We start from the raw sequence: 14,066 nt of genomic DNA, 5'->3' as shown, positions 1-14,066 counted from the left end.
TACGCCGCTCGGCTCGCCGTTGAATCGTCGGAAGAGGTTCCATCATGCGAAGACGAGTCGTCATCACCGGGATCGGGTCCGTTACGCCGCTCGGGCACTCGGCCGAGAAAACCTTCGCCGCCGCGATTGAGGGGCAGTGCGGCATCGACTACATCTCGCGGTTCGACGCCAAGACCTTTCAGACGACGTTTGCGGCCGAGGTGAAGGACTTCGCCCTCAAGAACTGGCTGCCGTACACCCACGAGCGGTACGCGAAGTCCGGCGAGAACACCCGGTACGGCCTCGCCGCCGCCCAGGAAGCCCTGCACGACGCCGGCCTACTCGACTCGACGGGCCACGACCGCACGCGGTTCGGCGTGTACCTCGGGTCCGGCGAGGGGGCGGAAGACTTCTACAGCCTGATCGACAGCATCGGCCGGGCGGCCGACGAGAGCGGCTACCGTGTCAACAGTGCGAAGTTCGGTTCCACCGGCAACAGCCTGTTCGACGCGAAGCGGGAGGCCGAGTTCGAAATGCACACCACCGCGGGCCACCTCGCGGAAGAATTCGACCTGTGCGGGCCGAACTTTACCTGTTTGACCGCCTGTGCCGCCAGTGCGCAGGCGATCGGCGAGGCGACCGCGTTCATCCGCCACGGCGACGCGGAAGTCATGCTCGCCGGCGGTGCCCACAGCATGATCCACCCCCTCGGCGTGACCGGCTTCAACCGCCTGACCGCCCTGTCCACCCGCAACAACGCCCCGAAGAAGGCCAGCCGGCCGTTCGACCTGGACCGCGACGGCTTCGTTCTGGGCGAAGGGGCGGGGATGGTGATTCTGGAAGAGTTGGAGCACGCGAAGAAACGCGGCGCGCGAATCTACGCGGAGTTGACAGGCTACGGCACGACGGGCGATGCTTACCGCATGACTGACCCGCACCCGGAAGGCCGCGGCGCGGTCAAAGCGATGCAGGACGCCCTCAAGGACGCCCGACTGACGCCCGAAGATATTGGGTACATCAACGCCCACGGCACGAGCACGGCCGCCAACGACGAGTGCGAGACGGCGGGAATTAAGGGTGCCCTCGGGGCGTTCGCCTATAAGATACCCGTAAGCTCAAGCAAGAGTATGCTGGGTCACTTGATCGCCGCCGGTGGTGCGGTTGAGTTGATTATCAGCATTCAGGCGATGCTGCGGAATACCCTCCCCCCGACGATTAATTACGAAACGCCGGACCCGAAGTGCGATCTCGACTACGTTCCGAACGCCGCCCGCGAGAAGAGCGGCATCCGAAATGTACTCTCGAATAGCTTCGGCTTCGGCGGTCAGAACATAACCCTGATCGCCAGCAAACTGTAAATCGGGCGCAACTCTGCCCGACGTTCGGCGTTTCGTTGGACCCGACGGTTTTCCTCCTGGAGTCTGATCCGGTGCCCGACTGGATGATTTTGGTCCTGATTTTCGTGTTCGGCCCCGTTCCGATCACGGCGGTCTTCATTCTGTCTTGCTACCTGTACTACCGCTGGAATTACATTCACGTCATCACGCGGATCTTCCAGGAACGGCCGCTGTTCATCATCCCCCGGGGGGAAGTGAATGCCGCCGCGGAAGACGTTCGCATCACAACCGCCGACGGCCGCCTGCTCCGCGGGTGCTATCTGAAGACCCCCGCGGCCGACCGCAAGGGCGTGATCCTGTTCGGCCTGGAATTCGGTTCCGACCGCTGGTCGTGTCAGTCGTACTGCGAGAAGTTGGTGGCCGAAGGCTACGACGTGTTCGCCTACGAACCACGAAACCAGGGCGACAGCGACAAGGACGCGAACTACGAACCGCTCCAGTGGGTGACCGACCGCGACCTCGCGGACGCCCGTGCGGCCCTCAAGTACCTGCACTACCGGCCGGACGCCGACCCGCACGGGGTTGGCATCTTCGGCGTGAGCAAGGGCGGAAGCCTCGGTTTGCTGCTTGCGGCGGAAGACCGCCTCGTGCGGTGCGTCGTCACCGACGGGGCGTTCGGCACGTACACGACGATGGTGCCGTTCATCCGCAAGTGGGTGGGCATCTACATCAAGCGCCGCGAGTGGCTGCGGACCCGCATTCCCGACTGGTTCTACGGGGCGCTCGCCAACGCCGCCCTCAGTGACGTGCAGAAATTGCGTCACCTCGAATTCGTCAGCGTTGAGAAAGCCGTGCGACGGATGCGGCAGCCGTGGCTGGTCATCCACGGGGCGGCCGACACGTACATCAAGCCCGAGATGGCCGAGACGCTGTTGGGCCAGGCGAAGCGAGTCACCGCGAAGGAACTGTGGATGGTGGACGGCGCGAAGCACAACATGGCTCTGCACGTCGCCGGCGAGTCGTACCACGCGAATTTGGTCGCGTTCTTCGACAAGCATCTCGGCGGCCCGTCGGTGGCCCGCCGGAGCCTGTCGCAACCGAAGGCGGCCCGCGTTGAATTGTCGGCTCGCGAAGCCGTCGCGAAGAAGTAACTGCAAAGGCACGTTTGCCAGCGAACCGCCTCGGGTGAAACTCAATTTCACCCGAGGCGGTTCTGTTTACGACCCAATCGTTACCCCACGCCCGCCTTTCGCTGCTCCCACTCTTCCGGCGTCACGAGTACGTCTCTCGCGCTGCTGCCGTTGAAACTCCCCACGATCGCATCCTCGGCCATGAAGTCGATGAGCCGGCTCGCCCGGCCGTAGCCGATGCCGAGGGCGCGCTGCAAGAGCGACGTGCTGCCGCGCTGCTCGCGGATGACGATCTCGATGGCCTGCTCGTACATCTCGTCGCGGGCCCGGAGTTGCTCCGCGAATTCGCCGCCGGCCGACGAGCCGTCGCCGGTCTTGGCCTTCACGTTCAGCAGTTCCGTGTCGTAGTTCGGGGCGTCGAGTTCGATCGCGGCCGTCACCCGCTCGATCTCCTGGTCGTCCACGTAAGCCCCCTGCCCGCGGATGAGCGTGCTGGTGCCGGGTTGGAGGAAGAGCATGTCGCCGCGGCCGAGAAGCTTTTCAGCCCCCTTCTCGTCGAGGACCACGGCGCTGTCGGACCGGCTCGCTACCTGGAAACAGATGCGCGCCGGCAGGTTCGACTTGATCAGACCCGTCACTACGTCCACCGTCGGCCGTTGCGTCGCGAGAATCAGGTGGATGCCGGCCGCCCGCGACTTTTGCGCGAGGCGGATGATGTGGCTCTCGACTTCCTTCTTCATCGCCATCAGTAAGTCACCGACTTCGTCAATGACGATGACGACGTAGGGCATCCGGGCCGGCAGCTTCTGGCGTTCGTTCTCGTCCTGCGGGTCGACGCGGCGGAGGACTTCTTCCCAACCGAGGTCGTTGTAACTCGCGATGTTCCGCACGCGGGCTCGCCGGAGAAGTTCGTAGCGTTCCTCCATCTTGTCCACGGCCCACGCCAGAATCGCCTCGGCCTTCTCGTTCTTGGTCACGACCGGGTGCATCAGATGCGGGATGTTCGCATAGCCGCTGAACTCGACCTGCTTCGGGTCGATGAGGATGAGCCGGCACTCGTCCGGCGTGCGGGTGAACAGGAAGCTCTGGAGGACGGTGTTGAGGCAGACCGACTTTCCGGTCCCGGTGCGGCCGGCGATGAGTAGGTGCGGCATGTCGGCCAGGTCGTAGCACAGCGGCCGGCCCTCCACGTCTTTGCCGAGGAACGTCGGCAGCTTCATCTTCGCGGCTTTCGCCTGTGTCGCGAGGATGAGTTCCTTCAGGCGGACGGTCTGCCGGTGTTCGTTCGGGACTTCGATGCCGACGGTATCACGGCCCGGCAGCGGGGCCACGATGCGGACGCTCGGCACCTTCAACTTCAGGGCCACGTCGTCGGCGAGGGTCGTCACCTTGTTCAGCCGGAGGCCGGTTTCGAGGGCGAGTTCGTACTGCGTGATGACCGGGCCGGTGTGGATGCCGACGACCTTGATGTTGATGGCGAAGTCGGCGAACGTCTTCTCCAGCAGCGTCGCCCGCTCGCGGAGGAACGACTCGTGGTCTTCCACCGGGAACGGGTCGGGGTCGTTGAGCAACGACAAGGGCGGCAACTCGAACTCGGTTTTCGTCTCTTGATCGGCCGCGGTCGGCGGCGGCGACAGGTCGACGATTTCCTCGGGGTTCGCCTGCGTAGTGATGTTCGCCTGCGTGGTGATGACGGGTTCCGGGGCCGCGTGACTGATGATCGGGATGTCCTCGACGCTGACACCGAGGAGGGCGAGTGATTCCGGCGACGGCGTGCTCGGCACTTCGGGGGGTAGTTTGGGAAGTTCGGCCGCCCGCGGTTTCGGCTCGAAGGCCTTGCGGGCACCGGTCGCGACCGCGCCCGCTCCGGTCGCCACGACGCCGACGACCTTGTTGCTGCCGGCCTCGACGAGGCGGTTGCCGAACTTCAGCCCGGCGAACAGCCCGCGGAGCGTCAGCCACGCCCACCGCAGGGCGGCCCGCACGAGGTGATCGGCGACGAGCAGAATGCCGACGGCGAGGGCCACCGCGAGGACCGCGTTGACGAGCGTCGGCGGAACGTGGTCGTCGAGCTTGAACCGCAGGTATGCGCCGATCGACCCACCGGTCCCGTAGACCGACGCCGGGTGCGGCAGTCGCTCGGCTTGGTAGTCGCAGATGGTGGCCGCCGTCGCAGTCAACACGACCCAGCCGAGTGCCCGCACGGCCAATCGGGTTCGACTGCGCCGCAGCACGTACAGCAGTGTAAGCAGGAACCACCCGGCGAGGAATGCGAATGACGCGAAGCCGAGGGCGTTCACGAACGGCGTCACCGCGGGCGTGGAATCGGGCCCGAGGATCGGCGGCAGCCCGGTCAGTGGCGGGTGCGTGCCGACGGCGGCGGCGAGCAGGCCGCCGAACGCGAGCACGACCCACGCGACGGCGTCGAGGCGGAACCGGGAGGGAGTGGCAGCTTCGGTCATACCGTCATTGTCCCACCTGTCACTTGAGGGGAAGAGCAACGGGTGGGTGAAGAAGTGTGTTTGTCCGCGCGTCCGCCGCGTAGAATCGGCTTCGGCCGCAGAATCGGGATTGTCCCGCGGGGTTCACATGCTGCACGTCGCGCTCTGGGAGCCGGAAATCCCGCCGAACACCGGCAATGTGTCGCGGCTGTGCGCCGCCACCGGCAGCCGACTGCACCTCATCGGCAAGCTCGGGTTCTCCATCGACGACAAGCAACTGAAGCGCGCGGGCCTCGACTACTGGCCGCACGTGGACTTGCACCGGCACGCGACGTTCGCGGAGTTCGAGCGGGCGGCCGGGTACACGCGGCTGTGGGTGGTCGACAACCCCGCGCCGTGCAACTACACGAGCGTCAGTTATCGAGACGGCGACTGCCTCCTCTTCGGAAAAGAATCGACGGGGCTGCCGCCGGAGTTGCGGGAGCGGTTCGCGGAGCGGATCGTTAGCATCCCGATGTTCTCGCCGCACGTCCGCAGCCTGAACCTGTCCACCGCCGTCGGCATCGCCGTGTACGAAGCCCTGCGGCAGGTCCACGGCTGGTGAGGCCGAACTTCATCCCGACTTCATAGATGCACGCTCGTCGGCGGCGAATTAGACTGGAGAGGCTCGTTCCGACCGCCTTTGAACCAGAGGCCGCCCCATGTCTATCGAGTTACGCCAGAAGATCGAAGCCTTCAACATCGACGGACCCGACACGCCCGCACTGCCTTACGCCGTCCGCCTCGCCCGCGAAAACGGCTGGACGCGGGCGTACACGGCGCGGGTCGTGCGCGAGTACAAGCGGTTCCTGTACCTCGCGGTGACGGCCCCGCACGCAGCGTCCCCGTCCGAAGCGGTCGATGCGGCGTGGCACCTGCACCTCACGTACACTCGCTCGTACTGGCAACGGCTCTGCCAGGAGACGCTCGGCCGGCCGCTCCACCACGAGCCGACCCGCGGCGGGCACGACGAGGGGGCGAAGTACCGCAACTTGTACGAGCGAACCCTTCAGACCTATCGCGACACCCTCGGCGAAGACCCGCCCGGTGATATTTGGCCGCCCGCCGACGTGCGGTTCGGCGAAGACCTCCGCCACGTCACGGTCAACACGGCTCGCAATTGGGTCGTGCCGAAGGCCGTGGTCCGGCGGGCCGTCGGCGTTCTCGCGGTGGTGACGTTCGCGTTCGTGTTCGCCACCGGCTGCGTCGGCGGGCTGAACCCGTTCGACCTGAAGGGCACGGAATACCTGGCGTTCTTCGTCCCGCTGCTCGTCGCCGGGTTGATCGTCAGTTTGGTCATTCGCAACCGCCTTCGAGGGCCGGGGTTCGACGCTGGCGAGGAGAAGCCGAGCCTGACCTGGCAGCACGCCGCGTACCTGCGGGCCAACCACCGCGGTCTGGCGAGTGCGACCATCGCGAAGCTCGTGCAGGCGAACGCCGCGGCCGTTTCCGCGGACGGCAAGACCGTCGCGGTGGTCGGCCGGTTGCCCGAGAACGCCACGGACATCGAACGTGCGGTTTACGACGTGCTGCCGTTGAAGAACGACGACCCGCCGAGCCTGAAGCGGCTGGCCGAAGCGGTCCAACTCGCGTGGCAGTCGGAGAAGGACGCCTTTGAGGAGGCCGGGCTGTCGTTCTCCCCGTCCGCCCGCTTCGGCAACGCCCTGGTGTACACGCTCCCCTACTTGTTCGTGGTCGCCGCGTTCGGGGTCACGCGGTTGGCGATGGGCTTGATGAACGACAAACCGAGCGGATTCCTGGTCGCTACTCTGATCGGTTCGGTCATCGTTCTGATCCTTCTGGCGGCTACCTCCCCGCGGCGAACGCGGAAGGCCGACGAGGTGCTGGCCGACGCGACGCGGGCGAACGGCCGGCTCCGGAAGAACTTCACGCCGACGACGGCCGACGATGCGGCACTCGCGGTCGCCCTCTTCGGTACGATCGCCCTGGCGGGAACGCAGTACGAGACGTTGAAGCAGTGGTATCCCGCCTCACCGACGAGTGGGAGCGGCGGCTGTGGGGCTGGCTGCGGCGGGGGCGGTGGGTGTGGCGGCGGCTGCGGTGGTGGCGGCTGCGGCGGGTGCAGTTGAACGCCCGTCCCGTTCGCCTCCGAGCAGGCTCAGGCGGACCCGTTGGTAGAACCCGTATACGCCGTCTCGATTTCCTGACAGGATTACTTTTCGCCGCTTCGGCACCTTCTCCCGTCCCCCCATTTGTGGCAAGTTAAGCACACACTTGTTACTGCCGCCGGCCCACCCGCGACGCAACCGTCGCACACGCCTTCGGGTTCGGCACACGCAGCCATTCTGCCACGGGGGGAGCATGTCGGAGCCGGTCGTCGCCTTGCCGACTTACGAGGACCTTTGTCGGTACATCCGTCGCACTCTCTGTGAGCAAGACGCCCTCGACTACGAACAGACTCCCTTCTTTCAAACGCCGATCTTCCGCCGCGGCCGACCGTGGGGCGTGGTCTTCCACGTCGAGGGGCCGCGGCTGTTGAAGACGAGCGCAGTCTGGGCGTCGAACGACGAGCGGGTGGTGTTCTACAACTCGCTCGGCCAACGGACGCGCGAGGTGCAGTTGCAGGAGTCGCCCGCGGCGAGCGTGGGATTGGGGGCGGCGTAGAGGTCATTAGCCGCGGAGCGGCGGCAGTCGTTAGCCAGGGGCGTAAGCCCCTGGTACACAGGAAGAAGAACAAGCCCCGGAGGGGCGTCAGAATGCGCCTTAATCCCAGAGATAGCGTTCGTCGTACTCGATTTCGTGTTTCTTCAGAAACGAGCGCAACTCGTCCTGAAATGTGACCCGCTTGTGATGTTCGGCCTGGTTCGCAATGTACGCCTTCACCCGACTCATCGTCGATAAGCCGGCCGTGAATGCACCGTAACCTGTCTGCCACGCGAAGGAATTCCGGGCCGCGAACGTCTCGTGAACCCAACCCGAGGAGTTCGCCTTCAAGACTCGCATCACGTCGGCCACCGCGTGTTGTTGATTCAATCGCACCAAGATATGGATGTGGTCGGGCATTCCGCCGGCCGCGACGAGTTCGCCGCCCTGAGATCGGACGATGCCGCCGAGGTATTCGTAGAGCCGTGGTTGAAAGTCCGGCGTGATGATGGGCTCGCGGTGTTTGGTGCTGAAGACGATGTGGTAGTGCAGCGACGTGAAGGTCTGGGGCATGGCGGGACTCTTCTCTGCCGCCCCTCCGGGGCTGAGTGATGGTGGGGCGTACCAGGGGTTTGCACCCCTGGCTAACGACTGCCGCCGCTCCGCGGCTAAAAACGCGGCCCCGCGTTATGGCTTCGGCACCATTTGCGTGAACGGCGGGACGAACGCCTGCACGGCGGTCATCGCGCCGACGATGCACGCCAGGAAGATGCTGTGCCAGATGACGGCCTTGAAGATGTCCGCCTCCTTGCCGATCTGGTTCGTACCGGCCGTTGCCACGCAGATGCTCTGGGCGTCGATCATCTTGCCCATCACGCCGCCGGTGCTGTTCGCGGTGCAGAGTAGCACCTGGGCCTGATCCAGTTCCAGTGGCATCGACCCCGTTCCGTTCGGACCGTGGCCGTTCCACACCTCCGTGGCCGTGATCTTTTGCAGGCTGCCGAAGAGGGCGTTGCTGCCAGCGTCGGTGCCGGTGAGGAAGACGCCGAGCCAACCGAGCAGCGGGGCGAAGAACGGGTAGAACACGCCCGTCTCGGCGAACGCCACGCCGAGTGTCGCGTCCATGCCGGCGTACTTCGTCACGTAGCTCAGGCCCAACATGCACGCGATCGTCGGGATCGGGATCTTCATCTGGATGAACGTCTTCACGAACACCCGCCTCAGCACTCGCGGCGGTGTGCGGAGGATCAGGGCAGAGATTAGTACCGCGACCACGCACGGGGTGCCGGCGGCCGTCAGCCACTTGAACTCGAAGATCGCCTTTTCCAGCCGCTCCTTGCCCACGGCCCCCGGCTTCACGAGGCGGCCAGCCCGCTCGACTTCCAGGTGAACGGTCGGAATCTCGATCTCGTAGTACGAGCGCACCACGCCCATGTCGATCGGCCCGTTCTTTTCCATCTGCCGCACGATGCCGATGACGCCGAGGCAAATCGCCATGACGACGAACGGCGACCACGCCTTCGCCACCATCCCGGCCGTGAGTGGCATTTCCTCATCGGCCGCGTGGATGAACCCCGACGGGCGGCCCAATACCTGTTGCACTTGCTTGAGGGCTTCCGCCGCGTGCGGGTCGTGGGCGAGTACTTCCGCCTTTGTCTCCGGGCTGGGCGGCGTGGTGGCGTCGGTCGGGAACTTCCACTCCGACTTCGGCTTCCACACGAAGCGGAGGAACAGGGCGAGGGAGATCATCGAGAAGATCGACCCGCCGACATCGGTGAGCGGCCAGAGGGCGATGCCGGGAATCCAGTTCTGCATCGTGGCGAAGAAGTACTGGAAGATCGCGAACGACCCGCCGCCGACCAGCAGCGCCGGCCAAATCTGGAGCGTCTGCCGCCAGGTGCAGATCACTTTCACCATGTAGAACGGGATCAGACACGAGAGGATCGGCAGTTGGTGGCCGCACATGGTGCTAATGGCGTCGCCGGGGATGCCGGTGACGCCGGAGAGGACGAACACCGGCGTGCCGAGGCCGCCGTAGCAGACGGGCGACGTGTTCGCGATCAGGCAGATGACGGCCGCCCGCAGCGGCGGCACCCCGAGGCCGGCGAGCATCGCCCCGCAGATGGCCACCGGCGAACCCGACCCGGCCGCCCCTTCCATGAGTGCCCCGAAGCAGAAGCCGATCAGCACCGCCTGCACTCGGGCGTCGCCGCTGAGGCCGCCGATCGACCGGCGGATGATGCCGAACATCCCGGTTTCGACGGTGAGGTTGTAAATGAGCATCGCCCCGAAGACCGTCCAGCCGATCGGCAACAGCCCGAACGCCGCCCCGTACACGAACGACATGCCGGCCTTCTCCGCGGGCATGTGGAAGACCGCCACGGCGAGGGCGATGGCGACGAGCGATCCGGCGGCCCCGGCCCAACTCGCGACCCACCGGCGGCCCACGAGTAGGTAGAAGAGTACCAGCACCGGCAGGGCCGCCACGAACGTCGAGGCGAGTTGTTTGCCGAGGGGGTCGAGGTTTTGCGTGTACAGGTCGGCGAAGAGCATGGGAGGAGCTTCGAGGAGGGAGGTTGGTTCCGAGATGCTATCAATCGCCCCGACCGACGCAAGCCGGAAGATCGAAACAGGGCGAAGTCGCGAACCCCTGCCGGTCGGAGAAGGAGGGTGTTTTGCGTGGAGTCGGTAAAGCGCGAAGCCGAGTTAAGGGGGAGAAACTTTCACGGGAACGGGCTTCACGCGAACCGGGTCAAATGGGACGGCCCGACCGCACCGCGCCCGACTGATACTGACGGAGTAATTGATATGATCCGTACCTATAAAGTGTTGCTCATTGTGGGTTTGACGGTCTTCGGCGTTTGGGGTTGTGGCAAGAGTGGCATCGCGACGACAGGGGAGCGGGAGACGAACACCGCCAAGGTCGCGAAGTTGGAAGAGGAGTTGAAGGCCACGTCCGCCGCCCGCGACACGTTCCGGCAGAAGCTCGCGCAGGCCGAAGAGCAACTCCGGGCCGAAGCCGCCCGCGGTCTGGCGATCCAGAAAGAACGCGACAACTTGAACGTGCAACTGAAGGAGAAGGGGCAAGAGTACAAGGAACTGCTCGCCCAGTACGACAGCTTCCGCAAGAACCTGAAGGACCTGATCGGCCAAGCCGAAGTCGCGATTGCTCCGAAGCCGCAAGGCGTGTCGGCGACGCCGGTGAGCCTGAGCAAGGGGGAGTCGAAGTCGAAGTAGTCGTCCCGGGAAAGATTGCTTGGCGACCGGCGCGGCGCAAGTCACGCCGGTCGCTTTTTTGATGGACTAGCGGAATCCGCCGCCGAATCCTCCACCGCCAAACCCACCTCCCCCGAATCCGCCGCCGCCGAATCCTCCACCACCAAATCCCCCTCCGCCGCCGAAGCCGCCGGACCCGTTCAGACCGCCGCCGCCGAAGCCGCCGCCCCCGGAAATCGGGTTCCGCCGGCCGACCACGGGAATGTCCTCGAACCGCAACCCCTCGGCGCGCGTGGTTCCGCTGTAGATGCGGCTGGTGACGCTGGAATCCGCCCCGAGCGCCAGCAGCGCGTCCATCACGGCGGCGCGGCGTTTCTCGTCGAAATCGGTCACGCCGGTCGGCTCGACCTTGATCGAGGAGGCCGTCATGTCGAGCCGTTTGTAGATGCCGTTGACGTGCCGGAGGCCGGTCGGGTTCAACTCAGCCGTGTTCTCCACGAAGTCTTCGAGGTACACGACGAAGAACTCGCCGAGCGCGAGATCTTTCTGTCGGGCGAAGGCAGCCCGAGTGGCAGTCCCGTTCGGCGGCGGAAGGGTGGGTGGGATCTTCTTGGCCCGCAGGTTCCCCTCGGGCGTGTAGGTGCACTTGTCGTGCAGGCTGCGGTGGCCCGCGGTGGTCGTGCTGCTGGTCGAGCAGGTCGCCGCCGTCGTGGGCACGGGTGCCTGCAGCGTGGCGGGTGCCGGAGCGAGATTCGGAGGCGGGATCATGGCCGGCAGTACCGCGACCGGCGGCGCAGGCGGGTCGATCGACGCGACGACGGGGATGGGCTTCGCCTCTACCTTCGGGGCGACAACAGGTGAAGTCACGACTTTCGTTTCGATCTTCGGAATGGCCGGCGGGGGGATCACTTCCGCATCGGCCTTCAGCACGTTAACCACCGGGGCCAACTTCGACGCGGGCTTGGCGACCGGCGCGGGACGGTCGGCCCCTTCGACTCGTTCGACGGGCGGCAATGGTGTCGGCTCGGGAACCGTCGGCGTCTGAGCGAGTGCGACCACGGCCGACCCGCAGACACCGCCCACCGTCAGCCAGAATCGAATCGTGGAGGCCATGGGAACTCCGTAATTGTGGGTCCGCCGAAGCTCGACAGGGGCCGTCGTGCTCTTTCCCCAATTCCGGGAGAGAGCACGATTCGGCACTCGCTACTTCCGCTTCTTCAACTGAGTCCAGCCGTCCTTCGGCATGTTCATCGCCAACTTCAGCGCGCCGACCGCACCGGCGAACGAGGCGTCGGTCACGCGCGTCACCTTCGCGCCGCCGTACTCCTTCAGCGAGTTCTCGATTACGCGGTCGAGGCCCTTCAACTGACTGCCGCCGCCACCGAGGACGATGTTGTGCCGGAGGCTCTCCTGGAACTCCGGGTCGAACTTGCCGATCATCTCGCGGACGGCGGCCACGATCGGTTGCACGATCGTCTGGCACGCGCCCTTCAGCGGTTCGGTGATGTCGAACGTCATCGGCTTGCCGTCCACCGGTAGTTGAACCGTCGCCGATTCGTTCAGGTCGTGGACGAAGCCGAACCGCTCCTTGATCTCGCGGATCATGTTCCGCGACACCTGCACGTTCGGGTACTTCGCCTTCAGCCGCTTCTCGAATTCCTCGTCCACGAGGTCGCCGCCCATCGGCAGCGTGACTTGTTCCTTCTCGTCCGGGTAGGTGCCGTACAGCGGGCAGATGTCGATGGTGCCGGCGCCGATGTCGATGACGAGCGTGTCCGTCAGGCGGTTCATGCCGTAGGCGATGGTGAACGGCTCCGAGACGATGGCGACGGATTCGAACACGCCATCGACGGCGTCGAGGATGAACTTCTTGTTCAGCATGTTGGCCCGTGCCGGCACGCCGATGACACCGAAGGACGGGCGACCGGCCTCGCGGTTGACCATCTTCACCGCGTACTCGACGACGAGCCGCGTGGCGTCGGCGTGCTTCTTGATTTGCGCGTCGCTCATCCCGGCCTTCTTGCCGTCGACGTACTTGAGCGCTCCCTTCTCGAACGGGCGGACCACGTCCAGCGCGAGGCGGTGGTCGACGAGGTCTTTGCCGAACACGAGATCGCGGCCGAGCATGGTGCGGGCGAGGTGGTCCTTCGGCCAGCCGACGGCCGTCTGCATCACGTCGCGGTAGCCGGTCGAACTCGCGACCGAGGTCTTGAACGTGCCGAGGTCCATGCCGATGAACACCGGATTCGTAGTGGTCGTGGACATTGCCAGGCTCCGTGTGGAAGGTGAGCGGTTAGTTGTCGGACCCCATCTCGGCCCGCATCGTGAGGTTCTGATTCAAGATGTGCTGGAGGACGGCCGCTTCGCCGGCCTTCTCGTCGGCTTTGTTCTGGGCGACTTCTTCGGCGTAGCTCGGACCAATATCGAACTTCTCCATCGTCTCCGGCAGCGGACCAACGTCGAAGCCGCGGATGGTCGCGTGCGGTACTGCCGGCTTCGCCACTGTGGTTGCGGTTGCCGCTACCGGCGTGCGGGACCGCAAGAGGACGACCCCCGCCGCGATGACAACGCCGCCGAGCGCGAGTAGCAGAGTTTCGTTGGAAATGCGGATGCCCGTCGGTTCGGGAAGTGCCGCGACCGCGGCGACGGGGACCGGAGCAGGTTCGCGGACGATGATGACGGTCGGCTTCGGTTCCTCGCGTGGTGTCGCCGGCGTGGCATCGCGTGCCGTATTCGCGTAAGCCCACGGGAGCAACCCCGGCGTTCCGACGCCGCCGACGGCGACGGGTTGGAAGCCGCCGGCCGTCATCACGGGCGAAGCCGCAGGCGACGGCTGCGGGAGGGTGATGTTCACCACCACGGGCAGTCGCGGGGCTTCCCACTTCGGCACCGAGCGGTCGAGGATGCGGCCGATCACGGTCCCGGTCGAGGCAATGGCTGAACTCGTCGCGTCTTGAAGGGTCGCAGCCACCACCGCCGCGACTTTCGGCACGGTGGTCGGATCGACCGGCTTCGGTGCAACCTTCCGCGTGCCCTGATAGATTTCGATGTCCGCCACGGTCGTCGGCGATTGGGCGTGCGCGAGTGCAGGTGCCAGAACGAGCAGCCCCGCGGCGAGGAAGTGGCGAACCCGGCGGCAGTGAAGTCCGTGCATGAGGCGATTCCATTCACGGCAAGCGGCGGCCGGACGTGCGATCCTTGCAACCGGCTCAGGTGTTATCGGCCGCACGATCGGAGTTATTCACATTATCGGCAAAGTTTGCGCAGGTTCTCATTGCATCACCTCCTGACGAACAGGCGGACAGGCGAGATTGACACCG

At 65.4% G+C, this 14,066-nt stretch carries 12 protein-coding genes; 6 read left to right on the top strand and 6 right to left on the bottom strand.

Annotated features, from left to right (window positions below):
- Window positions 1–44: 44 nt before the first annotated feature.
- Both PX52LOC_RS06290 and PX52LOC_RS06285 read left to right on the top strand, forming a co-directional pair.
- Window positions 45–1,337 (top strand): beta-ketoacyl-[acyl-carrier-protein] synthase family protein, encoded by a 1,293-nt coding sequence (locus PX52LOC_RS06290; RefSeq protein ID WP_149109280.1) that lies wholly within the window; start codon window positions 45–47, stop codon window positions 1,335–1,337.
- Between the two features lie 71 nt (window positions 1,338–1,408).
- Window positions 1,409–2,467: an alpha/beta hydrolase gene (locus tag PX52LOC_RS06285; RefSeq protein WP_246173661.1), complete on the top strand. Its 1,059-nt coding sequence runs from the start codon at window positions 1,409–1,411 to the stop codon at window positions 2,465–2,467.
- Window positions 2,468–2,547: 80 nt separating this feature from the next.
- Here the strand turns inward: PX52LOC_RS06285 and PX52LOC_RS06280 are convergent, their stop codons facing one another.
- The gene (locus PX52LOC_RS06280; protein ID WP_149109279.1) at window positions 2,548–4,908 is read right to left on the bottom strand and encodes a DNA translocase FtsK; all 2,361 of its coding nucleotides are present in this window, start codon (window positions 4,906–4,908) and stop codon (window positions 2,548–2,550) included.
- Between the two features lie 127 nt (window positions 4,909–5,035).
- Here PX52LOC_RS06280 and PX52LOC_RS06275 point away from each other — a divergent pair, with 127 nt between their 5' ends.
- From PX52LOC_RS06275 to PX52LOC_RS06265, 3 genes are all read left to right on the top strand, one after another.
- Entirely contained in the window at window positions 5,036–5,491 is a 456-nt protein-coding gene (locus PX52LOC_RS06275; RefSeq protein WP_149109278.1) for a tRNA (cytidine(34)-2'-O)-methyltransferase, read from the top strand.
- A 97-nt stretch (window positions 5,492–5,588) separates the two neighbouring features.
- Window positions 5,589–7,016 carry a TIGR04222 domain-containing membrane protein gene (locus tag PX52LOC_RS41590; RefSeq protein ID WP_178132540.1) on the top strand — a complete coding sequence of 476 codons (1,428 nt, stop codon included), beginning with the start codon at window positions 5,589–5,591 and terminating at the stop codon, window positions 7,014–7,016.
- A gap of 232 nt (window positions 7,017–7,248) precedes the next feature.
- Window positions 7,249–7,551 (top strand): hypothetical protein, encoded by a 303-nt coding sequence (locus PX52LOC_RS06265; RefSeq protein ID WP_149109277.1) that lies wholly within the window; start codon window positions 7,249–7,251, stop codon window positions 7,549–7,551.
- A gap of 99 nt (window positions 7,552–7,650) precedes the next feature.
- Here the strand turns inward: PX52LOC_RS06265 and tnpA are convergent, their stop codons facing one another.
- Both tnpA and PX52LOC_RS06255 read right to left on the bottom strand, forming a co-directional pair.
- Complete coding sequence (gene tnpA / locus PX52LOC_RS06260; RefSeq protein WP_149109276.1) at window positions 7,651–8,103, bottom strand: IS200/IS605 family transposase; 453 nt, start codon at window positions 8,101–8,103, stop codon at window positions 7,651–7,653.
- A 114-nt stretch (window positions 8,104–8,217) separates the two neighbouring features.
- Entirely contained in the window at window positions 8,218–10,083 is a 1,866-nt protein-coding gene (locus PX52LOC_RS06255) for an L-lactate permease (protein WP_149109275.1), read from the bottom strand.
- Between the two features lie 255 nt (window positions 10,084–10,338).
- Between PX52LOC_RS06255 and PX52LOC_RS06250 the strand changes: the two genes are divergently transcribed.
- Window positions 10,339–10,767: a coiled-coil domain-containing protein gene (locus PX52LOC_RS06250; protein ID WP_149109274.1), complete on the top strand. Its 429-nt coding sequence runs from the start codon at window positions 10,339–10,341 to the stop codon at window positions 10,765–10,767.
- A 66-nt stretch (window positions 10,768–10,833) separates the two neighbouring features.
- Here PX52LOC_RS06250 and PX52LOC_RS41585 read toward each other — a convergent pair whose 3' ends face one another.
- From PX52LOC_RS41585 to PX52LOC_RS06235, 3 genes are all read right to left on the bottom strand, one after another.
- The gene (locus PX52LOC_RS41585; protein WP_178132539.1) at window positions 10,834–11,859 is read right to left on the bottom strand and encodes a hypothetical protein; all 1,026 of its coding nucleotides are present in this window, start codon (window positions 11,857–11,859) and stop codon (window positions 10,834–10,836) included.
- 90 nt (window positions 11,860–11,949) lie between these two features.
- Window positions 11,950–13,011 (bottom strand): rod shape-determining protein, encoded by a 1,062-nt coding sequence (locus tag PX52LOC_RS06240; protein ID WP_149109273.1) that lies wholly within the window; start codon window positions 13,009–13,011, stop codon window positions 11,950–11,952.
- Between the two features lie 28 nt (window positions 13,012–13,039).
- Window positions 13,040–13,900, bottom strand: coding sequence for a hypothetical protein (locus tag PX52LOC_RS06235; protein WP_149109272.1), 861 nt, complete (start codon window positions 13,898–13,900; stop codon window positions 13,040–13,042).
- Window positions 13,901–14,066 lie beyond the last annotated feature (166 nt).

This window comes from Limnoglobus roseus (assembly GCF_008254045.1).
GTDB classification, from domain to species: Bacteria; Planctomycetota; Planctomycetia; order Gemmatales; family Gemmataceae; genus Limnoglobus; species Limnoglobus roseus.
The sequence above is the reverse complement of the archived record's forward strand: the minus strand, read 5'-3'. Positions and strand labels throughout refer to the sequence as shown.